Below are 17,358 nucleotides of genomic sequence, written 5' to 3'. Positions count from 1 at the left end.
GCAGTCCCGACGGGACGAGACAGGTAGGGGGAACAGCGGATGACCGCGCTTGAGGACCACGCAACGCACGGGGTGAAGGACCACCCGTGGTTCGGCAGGCACCGCCTGGCGCCCGCCGCTCCGGCGAAGACGATCAGCGAGATGCTGCGCCACGGGCTGCGGGACATCGGCTACCCGTACCAGCCGCTGCTGCCCGCCGCGCCGTTCGCTCTGCCGCGTGCGACCTATGCGGAACTGTTCCGCGTCTCCGCCGCGCTGCTCGACATGGTGCGCCGCACCGCCCTCGAGACCGCGCCCACCACGGAGGGCAGGCTCACGGCGTACAGCATGCCGCGCAGCGAGCGGCAGTTGTTCATGGCCGACCCGTTCGTGGAGGAACGGTACGCGGACTGCGTGGCCCGTCCGGACGTCGTCATCGGGCCGAACGGGCCGCAGTTCCTGGAGTTCAACGTCAGCGGGGCGCTCTGCGGCGCGGTGGAGGTGCATTGCCGCATGGACGTCTGGCACAAGCTCTACGCGAGCGCGGGCCGGGTGCCGTTCACCTCTCCCGATCCGTTCGCGGCCCGTACCCGGATGTTCGAGGACCTGTGCACGGAGCTCGGGGCGGAGCCCCGGGTGGCCCTGCTGGGCAGCGCCCGCGACCAAGGCGGCTTCACCCGCTACTTCGACCTGCAGACGGACTACTTCAACCGCAGTGGACTCACGGCGCGCTTCTTCGAGCCCGAGGACCTGCATGAGGCCTGGGACTGTCCGCCGCACCTGCGCTACCCACTGGGCCTGCGGGACTTCACCATCCCCGACTGGGAGGCCCTCGGTCTCGACACCGCCCCGGTGCAGGCCGCGGTGGACGCCGGCTGCCTGCTGGTGGGCACCCAGACCTCCACCTTCCTGTCCAGCAAGCTCACCATGGGCCTGCTGTCGGAGGGGCGGCCGTGGATGAGCGCGGCCGAGCGGAAGCTGGTCGACACCTACCTGCCGTGGACGCGAGTCCTGTCCGACAGGGGGACGCACCGGGACGGCCGCAAGGTCGACCTCGTCCAGTACGCCGTGGGCCACCGGGAGTCTCTGGTGCTCAAGGCGAGCGTCGGAATGAGCGGCAAGCAGGTCGTCATCGGCCGTGAGACGGAGCAGGCGCAGTGGGACACGGCGGTGGCCGCGGCAGCCGAGGCGGGCACGAGCGTGGTGCAGGAGTACGTGGCTCCGCAGACGTACCGGCTTGCGATGTGTGCCGACGGTGTCGACGAGCCGTACGAAGCCGACGTTGCCCCCGTGCTCGGGCCGCTGCTGTTCGGCGGCCGCCCGGCGGGGGTGTACGCGCGGTTCTACGGTGACGGCACGAGTGGGATCGTCAGTGTGTTCGGTGGCAGGAGCTCCGACAACTGCGTCGTCGCCGTCTAGCGGTGGTCGAGGGGCGCTCTCGGCGTCCCCAGCGACCTCTTCGCGACCCGCTCCAGATGCCGCTCGAACACCTCCCGCGCCTCAGGGGTCAGCGTCCGCAGCGCCATCAGCGCGGTGATGGCGACGTCGCACAGCTCCGACTGCACGTCGTCCCAGGTGTGCGTCACGCCCTTGCGCGGGTTCTGGCCGGTCGCGCCGATGACCGCCTCGGAGACCTCACCGACCTCCTCGGACAGTTTCAGGATGCGCAGGAGCACCCCCTCGCGGCCCTCGACCGGGCGGTGGGTGTCGAGCCACTCGGACAGGGTGTCGATGGTGGCCCACAGGTCGGGCGAGGGCGGGGTCCGAGGCGTGTGATCGTCCATGGGGCCGCAGCCTGCCACGAGGGTCTGACAGCGAGGCGCCCGACGGGTGCTACTCCATGTACTCCTCTTCGAACAGCGGGTCCTGCTCGCCTTCCTTCGCCTTCCGCAGCCGCCGGTTGCGCGCCCCGACGATCAGGGCCGTCCCCGCCGCCGTCGCCGCGAACGCCGCCGGGATCATCCAGCTCCGGTTCACCGCGTGCCCGAGCGCGTGGTCCAGGGAGAGCCGGCCCGGGCCGGTGACGGCGAGTCCGGCGGCCGTGAGGCCCAGTGACGCGGCGTACTCGTAACCGCCGCCCTGGTTGAAGAAGCCGTTCGGCGTGTGCACGGCCGCCGCGCCCGCCATCGCACCGGCCGCCGCGGCACCGGCCGCCGGTGTGGCCAGCCCCAGGGCCAGCAGGGTGCCGCCGCCGGTCTCCGCGAGGCCCGCCGCCGTCGCGCTCGCCTTGCCGGGGACATAGCCGACGGACTCCATGAACTGGCCGGTGCCCTCGATGCCGTGCCCGCCGAACCAGCCGAACAGTTTCTGCGTGCCGTGCGCGGCCAGCACACCGCCCGTCCCCAGCCGGAGCAGCAGCAGGCCCAGATCACGTCGGTCGTAACGCCTCACGTCGTCTCCCGGAGCAGACATCAGGAACGGAAGGGAACAGAAGAACCCTCCCCGTCGCGTTTCCACCGTCGCACTCCTGACACCCCGCGACACCCGGCGAACCCACCGGGGACGCCGTTCGGGTGGCACGGGTGGCGTGCTCCGCCGGTCGGGACGAGGCTGACTGGCATGACGATTCAGACCACGCGCCTCAGCGATCCGTCCGTCCGGGCCTTCGTGGCCGCCGTGAACAACCACGACCGCGAGGCCTTCATGGCTCTTCTCGCGCCCGGCGCGACCATGGCGGACGACGGCTCCGACCGCGACCTCGCCGACTGGGTCGACCGGGAGATCTTCTCCTCGCACGGCCACATGGAGGTCGACAACGAGTCCAACGGCGGTCGCGCCCTCATCGCCCGCTACAGCAACGACACCTGGGGCGAGATGCGCACCCGGTGGAGCTTCACCGTGGACGACGACGGCAGGATCTCCCGCTTCGAGACCGGCCAGGCCTGAAAAACCCCGCACCGCCCGGGTCTTGTGCTGGAGTGCACTCCAACTCCTAGCCTCCCGGGCATGGAGACCACACGGCAGCTCGGACGCAGCGGTATCGAGGTGAGCGCCCTCGGCTTCGGCTGCTGGGCGATCGGCGGGGAATGGCAGGACACGGACGGGCAGCCGCTCGGCTGGGGCAAGGTGGACGACGAGGAGTCGGTACGGGCGGTGCGGCGCGCCCTCGACCTGGGCGTCACCTTCTTCGACACCGCCGACACCTACGGCGCCGGACACAGCGAACGCGTGCTCGGCCGGGCCCTCGGCAAGCGCAGGGCCGATGTCGTCGTCGCCACCAAGTGGGGCAACGTGTTCGACGAGGACACCCGGACCCGCACCGGCAGCGACGACTCCCCGGCCTACCTGCGCCGCGCCCTGACCGCGTCCCTGGACCGGCTCGGCACCGACTACGTCGATCTCTACCAGTTCCACCTCTCCGACGCGGACACCGAGCAGGCCGCCCTGCTCCGGGACGCGTGCGAGGAACTGGTCCGCGAGGGGCTGATACGGGCCTACGCCTGGAGCACCGACGACCCCGCACGCACCGCCGTGTTCGCCGAAGGGCAGCACTGCGCCGCCGTCCAGCACACGCTCAACGTTCTCCAGGACGCACCCGTGATGATCCGGCTGTGCGAGGAGGCCGGCCTGGCGAGCATCAACCGCAGTCCGCTCGCCATGGGGCTGCTCAGCGGGAAACGCCGGGCCCGGCAGCCGCTGGAGGCCGGTGACATCCGCAGCAGGCCCCCGGCCTGGCTCCAGGGTTTCGGCGACGGATCCGGCCCCGACCCGGAGTGGCTCGCCCGCATAGACGCCCTCAGGGACGTCCTCACCAGCGGGGGCCGCACGCTCGGCCAGGGCGCCCTGGCCTGGTTGTGGGCACGCAGCCCGCGCACGATTCCGATCCCGGGCTTCCGTTCGGTCGCCCAGGCGGAGGAGAACGCGGGAGCGCTGGAGAAGGGGGCACTGACCGGCGAGCAGCTGGCCGAGGCCGACCGGCTGCTCGGGCGGTGAGCATTGCGGGACCTTGGGCGAGTCTTTGAACGTTCCGGGCCCGCCGAGGTGGTTCCGCTTCGTAACGTCGCGGGATGTGTGACTCCGCCCGGCTGTCCAGACGTTCCGTGCTCGCCCTGGCCGCGGCCGCCGCGGCACCGGCCCGGGCCTCCCGGCCCGTGCTCGGCGGTGACCGCCTCGGCGAGGACGCGGTGCAGGTGGGCAGCACTACCGGGCTGCCCGGCAGGCTCACCGCCCGGTCCTGGCTGGTCGCCGACCAGGACAGCGGCGAGGTGCTGGCCGCCTACCGGGCGCACCGGCGGCTGCCGCCCGCGTCCACGCTGAAGATGCTGTTCGCCGACACGGTGCTCGACCGGTTCCCGCCCAGCAGGCGGCACACCGTCACCGCCGCCGACCTCGCCGGAATCCCGGCGGGCTCCAGCCTCGTCGGCATCCGGGCGGGGACCACGTACACCGTCGGCCGGCTCTGGCAGGGCGTCTTCCTGCGCTCGGGGAACGACGCCGTGCACGTCCTCGCCCACATGAACGGCGGTGTGGCGAAGACCGTCGCCGAGATGCGGGCCAAGGCGCGGGAACTCCAGGCCCTCGACACGCACGTGGTCAGCCCGGACGGCTTCGACCACCCGGGGCAGCTGTCCTCGGCGTACGACCTGACGCTCTTCGCCCGGTACGGGCTGCGCGACCCCGGCTTCCGCGCCTACTGCCGTACGAGAACGGCCGACTTCCCGGCCGGGGGCGGGAAGACGTTCCAGATCCAGAACACCGACCGGCTGCTGGGCGGGGCGTGGGGCCTGCGGGCATATCCGGGGCTGATCGGGGTGAAGAACGGCTACACGACCCACGCCGGCAACACCTTCACCGGCGCCGCCACACGTGCCGGGCGCACCCTGCTCGTCACCGTCATGCACCCCGCCGACAGCGCCGACGCCGTCTACCAGGAGGCCGCCGCCCTGCTCGACTGGGGTTTCGCGCACGGGGCGTCGGCACGGGCGGTGGGCACGCTGGTCGAGCCGGTGAGCGCGGGGCAGGGGGCGGAGCCGGCGCCCCGGCGCGGGGGAGCCGCCGCCGGTACCGTCGTGCGCGGACCCTCGGCGGGGCGGCTGGCGGAAGGCGCCGGTACCGCGGTCGCACTCCTGGCGGGCGGGGCCTGGGCGCTGCGCCGGCGGGTGGCGCGCCGGCCCGCGAAGGGACGGCACCGCGAATGACGTCCAACAGCCGTACGCCGGCGCGCCCTTGATGTAAGCGGCAGTCGTTCCACGCGTACCGGTGCGTACCCCGCGGTCCCACGCGGGGTCCACCCCCACCCGGTGCCGTGGAACGACTGCCGCCCTCCCCCCTGGATGTGGCCGACGGAAGCTGTCTGCTCCAACTGTGAAGCTTTCGTGTAGGAGATTTGAGCATAGGCGCCCGACCGGCCGCAATGGTGCGGACGTTCATATTCCGTTTGTGCAAGTTGACGAGTTGACGAATGCCCGCTCCCGGGTCAGCCGCGCCCGACGTACGGCATCGCCGTGGCCAGTACGGTCGCGAACTGCACATTCGCCTCCAGCGGCAGCTCCGCCATGTGCCGCACCGTGCGGGCCACGTCGGCGACGTCCATCACAGGTTCCGGGGCGATCTCGCCGTTCGCCTGGAGCGCTCCCGTCTGCATACGGGCCGTCATGTCCGTCGCCGCGTTGCCGATGTCGATCTGCCCGACGGCGATGCGGTGCGGCCGCCCGTCCAGCGACAGCGACTTGGTCAGACCGGTCAGCGCGTGCTTGGTCGCGGTGTAGGCCACCGAGTGCGGACGCGGCGTGTGCGCGGAGATCGAACCGTTGTTGATGATCCGCCCGCCCTGCGGCTCCTGCTCCTTCATCTGCCGGTACGCCGCCTGCGCGCACAGGAACGCCCCGTTGAGGTTGGTGTCCACCACGTGCCGCCACGCGTCGTAGGACAGCTCCTCGACCGGCACGCCGCCCGGTCCGAACGTGCCGGCGTTGTTGAACAGCAGGTCGACCCGCCCGAAACGCTCGACGGTGGCCGTGAACAGGGCGCTCACGTCCTCGGGCCGTGAGACGTCCGTCCGTACGGCGAGCGCGGCGCCCTCGGGCACCAGGGCCGCGGTCTCCTCCAAGGTCTCGACGCGCCGCCCTGCCAGCGCCACCGACCAGCCGGCGCGGAGCAGTTCCACGGCCACCGCGCGGCCGATACCGGATCCCGCTCCGGTCACCACCGCGATACCAGTTCGCTTCGCATTCATGGGCCCGCAGCGTACGGGAGGGCCCGCCATCCGGAACTCATCCGTCCGTCACGCGAGTGCTGTGTACGTGTCGACCAGGTGTCGTCCCCGGCCACTCCAATGCCCTCTGAGCCATTCGTCAGGGGAGGACCGGATGACACCCGCAGCACACCCGTCCCAGCACGCCCCCGAACTCCGCGCGGCCGCCCGGCACATCGGCCGTCGCCGCTTCTTCACCGCCACCGGCGCCGCCGCCGCGCTGGCCTTCGCGACCAACCTGCCGTCCCCGGGAGTCGCGGCCGCCGCCGAACTCGACGCCGCGCGGATCACCGAGAACCCGTTCACGCTGGGCGTCGCCTCCGGTGACCCGCTGCCCGGCTCCGTGATCCTGTGGACCCGCCTCGCGCCCGCCCCGTTCCAGGCCGACAGCGGACTGCCCGCCGAACGCGTCACCGTCCATTGGGAGCTGGCCCACGACGAGCGGTTCCACCGCATCGCCCGGCGCGGCACCGCCACCGCGCACCCCGAGTTCCACCACACCGTCCACGTCGAGGTGAGCCACCTCGAAGCCGGCCGCGTCTACTACTACCGCTTCCGCGCCGGCCGTTGGGTCAGCCCGGCCGGCCGCACCCGCACCGCCCCCGACCCCGGCAGCCGCGTCCCGGAACTCACCCTCGCCGCCGTCTCCTGCCAGGCGTACCACGACGGCTACTACACGCCCTACGCCCATCTCGCCGCCGACGACGTCGACCTCGTGTTCCACCTCGGCGACTACCTCTACGAGTACGCCGTCAACTCCGTCGGCGGCCAGCGCAACTACACCGACCGCACGCTGCCCGACCTCTTCAACCGCGAGACCCTGACCCTGGAGGACTACCGCCTGCGGTACGCCCTCTACAAGTCCGACCCCGACCTGAGCGCCGCACACGCCGCGCACCCCTTCGTCGTCACCTGGGACGACCACGAGACCGAGAACAACTACGCCGACGACATCCCCGAGAACAGCGTCCCGCCGGAGGAGTTCCTGCTGCGCCGCGCCTCCGCCTACCGCGCCTACTGGGAGAACCAGCCGTTGCGCCGGCCACAGCGCCCCGCCGGACCCGACATGCGGCTCTACCGCCGGCTGCACTGGGGCCGGCTCGCCCAGTTCGACGTCCTGGACACCCGCCAGTACCGCTCCGACCAGGCCTACGGAGACAAGGCGCACGTCCCCGGGCCCGAGTCCGACGACCCGGCGCGCACCATGACCGGGGCGACGCAGGAACGGTGGCTGCTCGACGGCTGGCGCTCCTCCCGGGCCCTGTGGAACGTCGTACCGCAGCAGGTCCTGTTCGCCCGGCGGCACATGGACGCCACCACCCCGTCACGGGTGTCGATGGACGCCTGGGACGGCTACAGCGCCTCACGCCGGCGCGTCCTCGACGGGGCGAAGGCCGCCGGCGTCGAGAACCTGATGGTGCTCAGCGGCGACGTGCACGCGGCGTACGCCTTCGACATCAAGGACGACTTCGACGACCAGAACTCCGCGACGCTCGGCACCGAGATCGTGGCGACGTCGGTCTCCAGCGGCCGCGACGGCGCCGACAAGCCCGCCACCTGGGACACCTACATGTCCGCCAACCCGCACCTGAAGTTCTTCAACGGCCGGCGCGGCTACGTCACGGTCGCCCTGGGGCAGGAGTCGGCGCGGGCCGACTTCAGGACCGTGCCGTACGTGACCCGCCAGGGGGCGCCGGTCACGACGGCCGCGTCCTTCGTGACGGAGGTGGGGGAGCAGGGGCTCAAGCCGGCGTGAGCTCGGCCGTGAGGTCCTCGTCCGGCATCTCGCCCGGGTAGCGGACGCCGACGCGGTCCCGGATGGCGTCGAGCGTCCGCATCACGGCGAGCGTGCCGTCGAGCGGGACGAGCGGGGACTCGGTCTCACCGGCACGCAGGGCGCGCATCACCTCGGCCGCCTCGTGACGGAGGCTGTTGCGGGGCCCGTCCGCCGGGTCGGCCGTGAACTCCTCGGGGTCCCGGCCGTCCCGGTGCAGTACGAAGCGGTCCGGGAAGAAGAAGCCGTGCGGGATGTCGATACGGCCCTTGGAGCCGGTGACCGAGGCGGAGGTCGCCGTGCCGCCCACGATGGAGCAGTGCACCGAGCCGAGAGCGCCGCTCTCCCAGGAGAGCAGCGCTCCCGTCTGGAGATCGACGCCCTCGTCGGAGAGCACCGCTCGCGCCGCGACGTCCGACGGCTCCCCGAGCAGCAGCTGCGCGAACGACACCGGATACACGCCGAGATCGAGCAGCGCGCCCCCGCCCAGCTCCGGATTCCGCAGCCGGTGCGAGGGCGGGAACGGCCCGGCCAGCCCGAAATCGGCCTGGACCGTGCGTACTTCGCCGATCACACCGTCGTCGACCAGCGACTTCAGCCGCCGCACCAGCGGATTGCAGTACATCCACATCGCCTCCATCAGGAAGCGCCCGTGCTCCCGCGCCAGCGCGACGAGTTCCGCCGCCTCGCGCACGTTCAGCGTGAACGGCTTCTCGCACAGCACGTTCCGCCCGGCCGCCAGACACAGACCGGCGGCGGTCCGGTGCGCCGTGTGCGGGGTGGCGACGTAGACGACATCGATGTCCTCGTCCCCCGCGAGCGCGTCCCAGTCCCCGTACGCCCGGGGGATCCCGAACCGCTCCGCGAACGTCTTCGCCGACGCCTCCGACCGGGACGCCACCGCCACGACCTCCGCGTCCGGCAGGTCGATCAGGTCCGCGGTGAACGCGCCCGCGATCCCCCCGGTCGCCAGGATCCCCCACCGCACCGTGTCCGCCGTCATTCCCGCCCCGCCTTCACCACGTAACCCGAGCAGTCCGTACGAGCTGAGAGCATAGGTGGCCATCGACTCGAAAAGGGAGGGACTCATGCCCGAGGGTGGGGCGTCCATATCGAACACCGCGCAGGGGGCCGCAGCCGGGGCGGAGCCCCCCGGCCTCACAGCGCACCGCCGCACCGGGCTCCTGGTCACCTTCCTCCTCGGCAGCCTGACCGCCGTACCTCCGCTGGCGATGGACATGTACCTCCCGGCCCTGCCGGAGGTCACCCGCGCCCTGCACGCGCCCGCCGCGACCGTCCAGCTCACCCTCACCACCTGCCTGGCAGGCATGGCCCTCGGCCAGCTCGTCGTCGGGCCGATGAGCGACCGCTGGGGCCGCCGCCGCCCCCTCCTCGCCGGACTCGGCGTCTTCGTCGTCGCCACGGTCCTGTGCGCCCTCGCGCCCACCGTCGAACTCCTCGTCGCCTTCCGGCTGGCGCAGGGCCTGGCGGGCGCCGCCGCGATCGTCATCGCCCGGGCCGTCGTCCGCGACCTGTACGACGGCATGGCCATGGCCCGGTTCTTCTCCACCCTCATGCTGATCTCCGGGGTCGCCCCGATCGTGGCGCCGCTGATCGGCGGGCAGGTCCTGCGCGTGACGGACTGGCGGGGCGTGTTCGTCGTCCTCACGGTCATCGGCGTCCTGATCGGGGTCCTGGTCTGGACGAGGCTGCCCGAGACCCTGCCGCCCGCCCAGCGCCACAGCGGCGGCGTCGGCGAGGCCCTGCGCGCGATGAGCGGCCTGCTCGCCGACCGCTCCTTCGCCGGCTACACCCTCGCCGGCGGCTTCGCCTTCGCCGCCCTGTTCGCCTACATCTCGGCGTCCCCGTTCGTCATCCAGGAGATCTACGGCGCCTCCCCGCAGACGTTCAGCCTGCTGTTCGGCGTCAACTCCGTCGGGCTGGTCCTAGTCGGCCAGATCAACGGCAAGATCCTCGTCGGCCGGGTCAGCCTGGACCGCGTCCTGGGCATCGGCCTGACCATCGTCATCACCGCCGCGACCGCGCTGCTGCTGATGTCCCTGGGCGTGTTCGGCGAGGTCGGTCTCGCGCCCGTCGCCGCCGCGCTCTTCGTCCTGATGTCCGCGATGGGCATCACCCTGCCCAACACCCAGGCCCTCGCCCTGATGCGCACCAAGCACGCCGCCGGCTCCGCGTCCGCCCTGCTCGGCACCTCGTCGTTCCTCATCGGCGCGGTCGCCTCCCCGCTCGTCGGCGTCGCCGGGGAGGACACGGCCGTCCCGATGGCCGTCGTCCAACTGGCCGCCGCCCTGGTGGCACTGGCCTGCTTCGTGGGAATGTGCCGACCCTGGAGGACGGACGGAAAGACAGACGGAAAGACGGACCCGGATACGGACGGGAAGACGGACCGGAATACAGACGGGGATACGGACGGCGATACGGACGGCGATACGGACGGCAGGCGCGCGAGCGTGGAGGGAGCAGGGAGCTGAGCGCACCACGACTGCGCAACGGCACGCCGGAACGGGCCGGGCTCGACCCCGGGGAACTGCGTCACCTGGTCCGGGAGGTCCACGTCCTCACCACCGGGCAGCGCCCCTGGGCGCCGGGCGCGGTCGTGGTCGTCGGGCGTGGCCCGGTGATCGCCGTGGAGGAGGCGGCGGGCTGGGCCGTGCGGTACTCGGCCTACGACGAGGACACCGACACCGGTGTGGAACTGCCCGTCGAGGACCGGGTCCCGATGACCGTCGGCACGCCCTTCGACCTCGCGTCCCTGACCAAACTGTTCACAGCCGTGGCCACCGTGCAGCAGATCGAGCGCGGCACCCTGGGCATCGACGCGCGGGTGGGCGCGTACCTGCCGGACTTCACGGCAGCCGCCCGGCACGACATCACCGTACGGCAGCTGCTCACCCACACCTCCGGTCTGCGGCCCGACCTCCCGCTGTACGACTGCGCCGACGAGGCCGGGCGGCTGGCCGCGCTGCGGACGGAGGCACCGGTCGGGGCACCGGGCGCGTACCGCTACTCCGACCTGAACATGCTGCTCCTGCAGCACCTCCTGGAACGCATCACCGGCCGCACGCTCGACGTCCTCTTCCGCGACGGCATCACCCGGCCGCTGGGCATGACGGCGACGGAGTTCGGGCCGTGCCCCGGGGCGGCGGCGACGGAGGACCAGCGGCGGCCGTGGGCCAAGGCGGACCGGGGGATGCTGCGGGGCGAGGTGCACGACGAGAACGCCTGGGCGCTGGGCGGTGTGGCGGGCCACGCGGGCCTGTTCTCCACCGGCCGCGACCTCGCGGTGTTCTGCCGCACCCTCCTCGCGGGCGGCTCCTACGGTCCCGCCCGCATCCTCGGCCCCGACTTCGTCGACCTCCTCTTCACACCCCCCGGCCTGGGCTTCTCCCTCGACCAGCCGTGGTTCATGGGCGACCTGGCGGGCCGCGGCGCGGCGGGCCACACGGGCTTCACGGGCACGTCCCTCGTCCTGGACCCGGCGACGGACACGTTCCTGATCCTCCTCACCAACGCGGTCCATCCCCGTCGCCGCCGCCCGGACAGCGCGCCCAGGGCGGCGGCGGGGTCGCGGGTGGCGCGGGCGTTGCGGGGGACGTGAACTCTGTCCGCTCACCCGTCAGCCCGCTCCGGCACCGATCAGTCCTGCCCGGCCTGTCTCTGCACCTGCTCCAGGACCTGTTGCGCGGAGCTCGTCCCGCTGAAGAGCTGGGCCCCGTACTGGTTGAGCAGGTGGTTGACCTGCTCCCAGTGTTTCGTCGTACGCAGCGGAATCGACGTGGCGTTGGCGGCTTCGAGGGCTTCTCGGGCGCCGGCGAGGCGGGCGCCCTCGTACCACGCGTGCTGTGCGGACTCACGTGACGGATAGGCACGTCCCACCCCGCCGAGCCACTCCAGTTGCTTCTTGGCCGTCATCAGCGTGATCGCCTCGAACGCCCGCTCCGGGTCCGGGCAGGACTTGGAGATGCCGAATCCGGAACCGGCCGAGTACGTCCTGCCGCCGTCCGGGCCGGCGGGAATCGTGGTCAGGCCCACCTGGAAGCCGGCCTGGTTCTTCAGGTTCAGCAGCGCCCATGGCCCGCTGGCACTCATGGCCACGTCACCGCTGAGGAACATCTTCTCGGCGAAGAACGCGGGATCGGCCTCGGGTACGCGGGGGGCGACCTTCTTCCTGGCCGCCAGGTCGGCGTACCACTGCACGCCGTTGGTCATGGCGGGGGTGGTCAGTCGCAGCCCGCCCGCCCCGTCGGTGGGTTGCGCACCGGTCTTGGCCAGCACCATGGGAAACATCCACAGATCCTGAGGCGCCGCCACGAACCCGTACGTCCGGTCTCCGGTCAGCTTGCGGGCGGCCGACTCGAACTCGGCCAGAGTCCAGCCCGGCTTGGGCTCCGGCACCCCCGCGTTCCGGAAGATGCGCTTGTTGTACGTGAGGATCACCGGGCCGAAGTCGTACGGCAGCGCGTACTGCTTCCCGCCGACACTCAGCCCTTCCATGATGGACTTGTCGAAATCCGTCACATCGAAGTTGTTCTTTGCGATCAGATCGTCGAGCGGCAGCATGCCCTGGGTGTAGCCCGCGGCGCGGAGCGACTGCATCGAGACGATGCAGGGCGCGTCGCCGCTGCTGAAACGGGTGCCGAGCTTGGCGAAGTAGTCGTTGAAGGACGAGGTCTCGAGCCTGATCGCGAGCTGCGGGTCTTCGCGGGACACACGGTCCGCGAGTTCATGCCAGACCTGCTGTTCCTCACCACCGTCGGCCCACATGGACCAGGTCAACGGCCGGGAGTCGCCACCGTCGGCGCCGCACGCCATGACCAGCGTCCCGGCCAGCGCCAGGGCGACGGCTGCCCGCACTGCGATGCGCGGCCCTTTCATCACACGTCCGCAATTCCCTTTTTGTGGCATTTGTATGCAATGGCATGGCCCACATGTGCACGCCTGTCCGTGGTCACGTGCTCGGTCCGACCGGTCCGACCGGTCCGGACGGGGGAGTCCTCGGGCCCCGGGCCCTCGTAGAATCGCCGGGTGAACGCCCCCGCACCCCCGGCCGAAACCCTCCGCGCCGCCCTCGCCGGTCTGCTCGACGGGCTGCCGCCCCGGCAGGCCGCCCAAGCGGTCGAGCGGCTGATCGCGAGCTACCGCGGGGCCACCCCGACCGACGCGCCGATCCTGCGGGACCGGGCGGATGTGGCCGCCTACGCCGCCTACCGCATGCCCGCGACCTTCGAGGCGGTGCGGTCGGCACTGGAGGCGTTCGCCGAGGCCGCGCCCGCGTGGGTGCCCGGATCGCACACCGACATCGGCGGCGGTACGGGTGCCGCGGCCTGGGCCGTGAGCGCCACCTGGGGCGGGGAGCGGCCCGTCACCGTGCTCGACTGGGCCGAGCCCGCGCTCGCCCTGGGGCGGGAGATCGCCGCGGCCGACCCGGCCCTGCGCGACGTACGGTGGCAGCGCTCTCGGATCGGAGCGGCGCTCACTCTCGAGAGCACTGATCTCGTCACGGTCTCCTACGTCCTCAACGAGCTGACCGCCCCCGACCGCACCGCCCTCGTCGACGCCGCCGCGGCCGCCGCCCAGGCCGTCGTGATCGTCGAACCCGGCACCCCCGACGGCTACGCCCGCATCATCGAGGCCCGCGACCGGCTGATCGACACCGGCTTCCACGTCGCCGCGCCCTGCCCGCACAGCGCCGCCTGCCCCATCGCCCCGGGCACGGACTGGTGCCACTTCTCCGCCCGGGTCAGCCGGTCCTCCCTGCACCGCCAGGTCAAGGGCGGCTCCCTCGCCTACGAGGACGAGAAGTTCAGCTACGTCGCCGCCGCCCGCTTCCCCGTCGCCCCGGCACCCTCCCGTGTCGTGCGGCGCCCGCAGATCCGCAAGGGCCAGGTCCTCCTCGACCTGTGCGAGACCGAACCGTCCCTGCACCGCACCACCGTCACCAAGCGCCACGGCGACCTCTACAAGGCGGCCCGGGACGCGGACTGGGGCGACGCCTGGCCTCCGGCGCCCTGACCGGAGCCGGTCAACCCTGACCGGCCCAGCGGGACAACGCCTCCTGCGCCGACGCCCGGTCGGCGGGGGACAGGTCGACGATGTCGGCCCCGTGATTCCCGCCCGGCGCCCACAGGACCCGCGAGTCGGCCCCGCCGGGGTGGAAGTGCTCGGCCACGCTGGGGTCCTGGGTGCCGTAGACGAACAGCATGCGGCTGCCGCGGCGGCGGACCCAGCGGTCGATGTCCGGCATGGCCGTCGTGTCGAACACCATGGGGATGTCCCTGGGGACGAAGTTGCGCGCCGCGATGCCGCCGGGGTGGCGCAGCTGGTCCGCCACGTGGGCGGTGGGGACATCGCCGTACCCCAGTTGCGTGCCGATCTGGTACCAGTACGGGACGTACTGCCGCGCCGCCGTGTCGGCGTACAGGGACAGTCCCGCCCACTCGTCCAGCCATGCGTACAGCTCGTCGGTCGACGCCTCCGGGCCGGGGATCGCGGCGAGGTCGGCCGGGGTTGAGCGCTGCCAGAACATGAACAGCACACGCAGCACGGCGATTTCGAACGCCTGGTCGGCGCTGCCGATGATACGGAAGGTGTCGCCCCGGGCGGTCGCCCAGGCCTCGTATCGGGCGACCATCTCGGCCCGGCGCAGCAGCATCTGCCGCTGGGCGGCCTTGACGGCCTCGCGGTCGGGAGCGGTGCCGACCGTCTCCAGGAATCGGACGTAGGCGGAGTCCTCGCGGTCGTCGACGTTGTTCGGGGCTCCGTAGACCACCGTGCCGTCCACGTCGTGAGGGTGGAAGCGGCGGTGGTAGACGCTCGCCATGCCGCCCTTGCTGCTGCCGGTGGAGATCCAGGCGCCGGGGTAGAGCCGGCGGAAGAGGCGGACGACGCGGTGGTGGTCGTCGGCGGCCTGGCGGATCGTGAGGTGCGCGTAGCCGGTGCCGGCCGGGCGTGAGGTGCCGAAGTAGCGGTGCTCCACCTGGAGTTGGTTGGCTCCGAGCAGGACCGCCGGTTCGGTCCGCCGGGGGGTGAGGACCGCGTGGTAGCCCGTGCTGAACAGCACCATGGGGCGCTCGGCGGCGGTGTGCAGCAGGGTGACGCGCTGCTCGAAGGTGCCGGCCGCGGGGTTCGTGTGGTCGACCGGCTGGCGCAGGCCGAGGACGAAGTGCCGGTAGCCCGGTTCGGCGTCCTGCCGCTCCTCGATCAGCCGCAGTCCGGGCAGTGCCCGCAGGGCGGTCGCGATGTCGTCGTCCCCCGAGCGGGGCCCTCCGGTCGCCGCCCGCGCCGGTACGGCCGCCGTGGCGGCGAGGCCCGCCGCCGGGATGGCCGAGGCCGCCGAGGTGAGCAGCCGTCGTCTCGTCCACACGCGCATCGTGTTTCCTCCCGGGTGTCCGTCTGCAGTCGCTGTCGCGGTGTCACGACCGCTTCAGTACATCCGCCGGACGTCCCGGGAGGATCCCGCGCGCGAGGGGACCGTCTCCCCCGGGCGGGGGAGGCTCACGACGACTCGTCGGTCGTACTGCCCTCCTGTCGTGTCTGCTCCTGCCGTTTCTCCTGAAGCTTGCGCAGCAACTCGCGCTTCTGGGCCTGCGGATCGAGGCCGCCGCCGATCCGGCCGCCCCGGCCGCCGCCGCGCAGCGCCTTGCGGCCGAGCTTCTGGCGCGATCCGCCGACACCCAGCAGGTTTCCGGCTCCGCCTCGGGTCATGTGGGGCTCCCTTTTCCGGTTCTTCTCTGCGACGAGACGGTTCGTCTCGCCCGTGTCGCTCCACTGTCCGCGAGACGCTCCGTCTTGTCAACCTGATAAATTCGAGCCATGGCCGCACAGAAGTCCGCCCAGACCGCCCCCGGCAAGCCCGCCCCCGACGCCTCCCGGCGCAGCGAGAAGTCGCGTCGTGCCATCTACGACGCCGCTCTCGCGCTCGTCGTGGAGGTCGGTTATCCGAAGACCACCATCGAGGGCATCGCCGCCCGCGCCGGCGTCGGGAAGCAGACGATCTACCGCTGGTGGTCGTCGAAGGCGGACGTGCTGATGGAGGCGTTCCTCGACCTCGGCGAGCAGGCCCTGAGGGAAGCGGGACCGGAGCCGTACGCCTTCCCCGACACCGGCGATGTCGCCGCCGACGTCAAGGGTGTCCTGCGCGCCACCGTCGACCAGTTGCGCGACCCGAGGTTCGAGGCGCCGTCCCGCGCGCTGGCCGCCGAGGGCGTCGTCAACGCACAACTCGGGCGCGAGCTGGTCGCCAAGCTGATGCAGCCCTCACTCGACCTGTACATGGAGAGGCTGCGCGCCGCCCAGGAGGCCGGTCAGGTGCGGCCCGACGTCGACCCGCGCATCGCCCTGGAGTTCTTCGTCTCCCCGCTCGCCCAGCGCTGGCTCCAGCACACGGGCCCGATCTCCTACGAGTACACCGACACCCTCGTGGACTACGCCCTTCACGGCCTCGCGCCCCGCTGAGTGCCGTGCCGGGCGGCCCGCGCGAGGCGCCCCGGCGCGTCCGTGATCACCCCGTCGCAGCCCAGCGCCAGCACCCGGTCCCGCTGCGCGTCCGTCACCACGGTGTGCGCCCACACCCGCCGGATCCCCGACTTCACCGCCCGCACGAGATCCGCGTCCCGCGCCCGGTGGTCCACGTCCAGCAGATCCACGTACGACCGCCAGCGCTCCGGGCGGTCCGTGCGCAGTTGCCGCGCCGAGCGCCACAACTGCGTGAGCAGGCCGAGGCGGTGGACGCGCCGGGCGACCTCGGGGTCGTTGGAGTTCACGAACACCGAGCGGGTCAGGCCGCGGGCCCGGATCAGCCCGGCCAGCCGGCCGAGGCTGCGCGGGTCCTTCGCCTCCAGCATCAGCACGATCCGCCCGCCGAAACGGTCCAGTACCTCGGCGACCGTCGGCGGCCGTTCCGACCGCCAGCTGCCGGGCAGCGCGTCCTTCGGGCGCAGCCGGACGCCCCGCCACTCCCGGGCGTCGAGGCCGCGCACCTCGCCGCCCAGGTAGGTGGTGCGGTTCAGGGTCTCGTCGTGGAACACCACGGGCGTCCCGTCGCGCAGCAGCCGCGTGTCGAAGTCCAGTACCTGCGCCGTACCGCGCTCGTAGGCGGCCACCAGCCCCGTCATGCTGTTCTCGGGCACCTCGCGGGCGCCGCCGCGGTGGGCGACGTACGTGATCCGGGGGAGCGCCGCCACGGTCAGGGGGCCGGTGCCCCACTCCAGCGGGTGGGCGCGTCCCTCCAGCGGGCGGCTGCCCGTCGGCAGGGCCGGGGCGGCGCCGGCCGGTCCCGTGAGGGTCAGCGAGACCACGGAAACCGCGGAGGCGAGGCCCGTCAGCGCGATCCTTGCGACCATGGCGACCACGGTAGGGCGCCATGTCACGGCAAAGCGGGCAATGACACCCG

17 protein-coding genes are annotated in these 17,358 nt (G+C 72.2%); 9 read left to right on the top strand and 8 right to left on the bottom strand.

Features of this window, described 5'->3' with window-relative positions; genetic code table 11:
- The first annotated feature begins 39 nt into the window (after window positions 1-39).
- Window positions 40-1,398, top strand: a complete 1,359-nt coding sequence (locus ACH4G3_RS28705; protein ID WP_397627215.1) for a hypothetical protein — start codon at window positions 40-42, stop codon at window positions 1,396-1,398.
- Here ACH4G3_RS28705 and ACH4G3_RS28700 read toward each other — a convergent pair.
- The gene (locus ACH4G3_RS28700; RefSeq protein ID WP_397627214.1) at window positions 1,395-1,763 is read right to left on the bottom strand and encodes a MazG-like family protein; all 369 of its coding nucleotides are present in this window, start codon (window positions 1,761-1,763) and stop codon (window positions 1,395-1,397) included. The genes ACH4G3_RS28705 and ACH4G3_RS28700 overlap by 4 nt on opposite strands.
- 49 nt (window positions 1,764-1,812) lie before the next feature.
- The gene (locus tag ACH4G3_RS28695) at window positions 1,813-2,370 is read right to left on the bottom strand and encodes a DoxX family protein (RefSeq protein ID WP_243380902.1); all 558 of its coding nucleotides are present in this window, start codon (window positions 2,368-2,370) and stop codon (window positions 1,813-1,815) included.
- Between the two features lie 168 nt (window positions 2,371-2,538).
- Here ACH4G3_RS28695 and ACH4G3_RS28690 point away from each other — a divergent pair, with 168 nt between their 5' ends.
- The 3 genes from ACH4G3_RS28690 to ACH4G3_RS28680 all read left to right on the top strand — a co-directional run bounded on the left by ACH4G3_RS28690 (window position 2,539) and on the right by ACH4G3_RS28680 (window position 5,117).
- On the top strand, window positions 2,539-2,865 hold the full coding sequence (locus tag ACH4G3_RS28690; RefSeq protein WP_397627213.1) for a nuclear transport factor 2 family protein: 327 nt from the start codon (window positions 2,539-2,541) through the stop codon (window positions 2,863-2,865).
- A gap of 60 nt (window positions 2,866-2,925) precedes the next feature.
- The gene (locus ACH4G3_RS28685) at window positions 2,926-3,912 is read left to right on the top strand and encodes an aldo/keto reductase (protein ID WP_397627212.1); all 987 of its coding nucleotides are present in this window, start codon (window positions 2,926-2,928) and stop codon (window positions 3,910-3,912) included.
- Between the two features lie 74 nt (window positions 3,913-3,986).
- A complete protein-coding gene (locus tag ACH4G3_RS28680; protein ID WP_397627211.1) occupies window positions 3,987-5,117 on the top strand; it encodes a D-alanyl-D-alanine carboxypeptidase family protein in 1,131 nt (376 codons plus the stop codon).
- Window positions 5,118-5,395: 278 nt separating this feature from the next.
- Here the strand turns inward: ACH4G3_RS28680 and ACH4G3_RS28675 are convergent, their stop codons facing one another.
- Complete coding sequence (locus tag ACH4G3_RS28675) at window positions 5,396-6,154, bottom strand: SDR family oxidoreductase (protein ID WP_397627210.1); 759 nt, start codon at window positions 6,152-6,154, stop codon at window positions 5,396-5,398.
- Between the two features lie 133 nt (window positions 6,155-6,287).
- Between ACH4G3_RS28675 and ACH4G3_RS28670 the strand changes: the two genes are divergently transcribed.
- Complete coding sequence (locus ACH4G3_RS28670; protein WP_397627209.1) at window positions 6,288-7,928, top strand: alkaline phosphatase D family protein; 1,641 nt, start codon at window positions 6,288-6,290, stop codon at window positions 7,926-7,928.
- On the opposite strand, the gene ACH4G3_RS28665 is transcribed toward ACH4G3_RS28670, so the two are convergent.
- Window positions 7,915-8,949, bottom strand: coding sequence for a Gfo/Idh/MocA family protein (locus ACH4G3_RS28665; RefSeq protein WP_397627208.1), 1,035 nt, complete (start codon window positions 8,947-8,949; stop codon window positions 7,915-7,917). The genes ACH4G3_RS28670 and ACH4G3_RS28665 overlap by 14 nt on opposite strands.
- Window positions 8,950-9,034: 85 nt before the next feature.
- On the opposite strand from ACH4G3_RS28665, the gene ACH4G3_RS28660 reads away from it, so the two are divergent.
- The gene (locus tag ACH4G3_RS28660; protein WP_397627207.1) at window positions 9,035-10,438 is read left to right on the top strand and encodes a multidrug effflux MFS transporter; all 1,404 of its coding nucleotides are present in this window, start codon (window positions 9,035-9,037) and stop codon (window positions 10,436-10,438) included.
- An 11-nt stretch (window positions 10,439-10,449) separates the two neighbouring features.
- Window positions 10,450-11,565, top strand: coding sequence for a serine hydrolase domain-containing protein (locus ACH4G3_RS28655; RefSeq protein ID WP_397627248.1), 1,116 nt, complete (start codon window positions 10,450-10,452; stop codon window positions 11,563-11,565).
- A 38-nt stretch (window positions 11,566-11,603) separates the two neighbouring features.
- Here the strand turns inward: ACH4G3_RS28655 and ACH4G3_RS28650 are convergent, their stop codons facing one another.
- Window positions 11,604-12,842 (bottom strand): ABC transporter substrate-binding protein, encoded by a 1,239-nt coding sequence (locus tag ACH4G3_RS28650; protein ID WP_397627206.1) that lies wholly within the window; start codon window positions 12,840-12,842, stop codon window positions 11,604-11,606.
- A 150-nt stretch (window positions 12,843-12,992) separates the two neighbouring features.
- Here ACH4G3_RS28650 and ACH4G3_RS28645 point away from each other — a divergent pair, with 150 nt between their 5' ends.
- Window positions 12,993-13,979, top strand: coding sequence for a small ribosomal subunit Rsm22 family protein (locus ACH4G3_RS28645; RefSeq protein WP_397627205.1), 987 nt, complete (start codon window positions 12,993-12,995; stop codon window positions 13,977-13,979).
- Window positions 13,980-13,989: 10 nt separating this feature from the next.
- Here ACH4G3_RS28645 and ACH4G3_RS28640 read toward each other — a convergent pair whose 3' ends face one another.
- Window positions 13,990-15,336, bottom strand: coding sequence for a S28 family serine protease (locus ACH4G3_RS28640; protein ID WP_397627204.1), 1,347 nt, complete (start codon window positions 15,334-15,336; stop codon window positions 13,990-13,992).
- Window positions 15,337-15,461: 125 nt separating this feature from the next.
- Entirely contained in the window at window positions 15,462-15,671 is a 210-nt protein-coding gene (locus tag ACH4G3_RS28635; RefSeq protein WP_397627203.1) for a DUF6243 family protein, read from the bottom strand.
- Between the two features lie 108 nt (window positions 15,672-15,779).
- Between ACH4G3_RS28635 and ACH4G3_RS28630 the strand changes: the two genes are divergently transcribed.
- Window positions 15,780-16,421: a TetR/AcrR family transcriptional regulator gene (locus ACH4G3_RS28630; RefSeq protein WP_397627202.1), complete on the top strand. Its 642-nt coding sequence runs from the start codon at window positions 15,780-15,782 to the stop codon at window positions 16,419-16,421.
- On the opposite strand, the gene ACH4G3_RS28625 is transcribed toward ACH4G3_RS28630, so the two are convergent.
- Window positions 16,400-17,308 carry a glycerophosphodiester phosphodiesterase gene (locus tag ACH4G3_RS28625; RefSeq protein WP_397627201.1) on the bottom strand — a complete coding sequence of 303 codons (909 nt, stop codon included), beginning with the start codon at window positions 17,306-17,308 and terminating at the stop codon, window positions 16,400-16,402. The two genes, ACH4G3_RS28630 and ACH4G3_RS28625, sit on opposite strands and share 22 nt — an antisense overlap.
- Window positions 17,309-17,358 lie beyond the last annotated feature (50 nt).

The sequence above is a fragment of the Streptomyces afghaniensis genome, assembly GCF_044327915.1.
GTDB classification, from domain to species: Bacteria; Actinomycetota; Actinomycetes; order Streptomycetales; family Streptomycetaceae; genus Streptomyces; species Streptomyces afghaniensis.
Note: the sequence above shows the minus strand (reverse complement) of the source record. Positions and strands in the feature narration are given on the sequence as shown.

Excerpts from the sequence above, each read along its gene's own strand:
- ACH4G3_RS28705 (WP_397627215.1), top strand. The coding sequence starts at position 40 with ATGACCGCGCTTGAGGACCACGCAACGCACGGGGTGAAGGACCACCCG.
- ACH4G3_RS28700 (WP_397627214.1), bottom strand. The coding sequence starts at position 1,763 with ATGGACGATCACACGCCTCGGACCCCGCCCTCGCCCGACCTGTGGGCC.
- ACH4G3_RS28690 (WP_397627213.1), top strand. The coding sequence starts at position 2,539 with ATGACGATTCAGACCACGCGCCTCAGCGATCCGTCCGTCCGGGCCTTC.
- ACH4G3_RS28685 (WP_397627212.1), top strand. The coding sequence starts at position 2,926 with ATGGAGACCACACGGCAGCTCGGACGCAGCGGTATCGAGGTGAGCGCC.
- ACH4G3_RS28680 (WP_397627211.1), top strand. The coding sequence starts at position 3,987 with ATGTGTGACTCCGCCCGGCTGTCCAGACGTTCCGTGCTCGCCCTGGCC.
- ACH4G3_RS28675 (WP_397627210.1), bottom strand. The coding sequence starts at position 6,154 with ATGAATGCGAAGCGAACTGGTATCGCGGTGGTGACCGGAGCGGGATCC.
- ACH4G3_RS28670 (WP_397627209.1), top strand. The coding sequence starts at position 6,288 with ATGACACCCGCAGCACACCCGTCCCAGCACGCCCCCGAACTCCGCGCG.
- ACH4G3_RS28665 (WP_397627208.1), bottom strand. The coding sequence starts at position 8,949 with ATGACGGCGGACACGGTGCGGTGGGGGATCCTGGCGACCGGGGGGATC.
- ACH4G3_RS28660 (WP_397627207.1), top strand. The coding sequence starts at position 9,035 with ATGCCCGAGGGTGGGGCGTCCATATCGAACACCGCGCAGGGGGCCGCA.
- ACH4G3_RS28650 (WP_397627206.1), bottom strand. The coding sequence starts at position 12,842 with ATGAAAGGGCCGCGCATCGCAGTGCGGGCAGCCGTCGCCCTGGCGCTG.
- ACH4G3_RS28640 (WP_397627204.1), bottom strand. The coding sequence starts at position 15,336 with ATGCGCGTGTGGACGAGACGACGGCTGCTCACCTCGGCGGCCTCGGCC.
- ACH4G3_RS28635 (WP_397627203.1), bottom strand. The coding sequence starts at position 15,671 with ATGACCCGAGGCGGAGCCGGAAACCTGCTGGGTGTCGGCGGATCGCGC.
- ACH4G3_RS28630 (WP_397627202.1), top strand. The coding sequence starts at position 15,780 with ATGGCCGCACAGAAGTCCGCCCAGACCGCCCCCGGCAAGCCCGCCCCC.
- ACH4G3_RS28625 (WP_397627201.1), bottom strand. The coding sequence starts at position 17,308 with ATGGTCGCAAGGATCGCGCTGACGGGCCTCGCCTCCGCGGTTTCCGTG.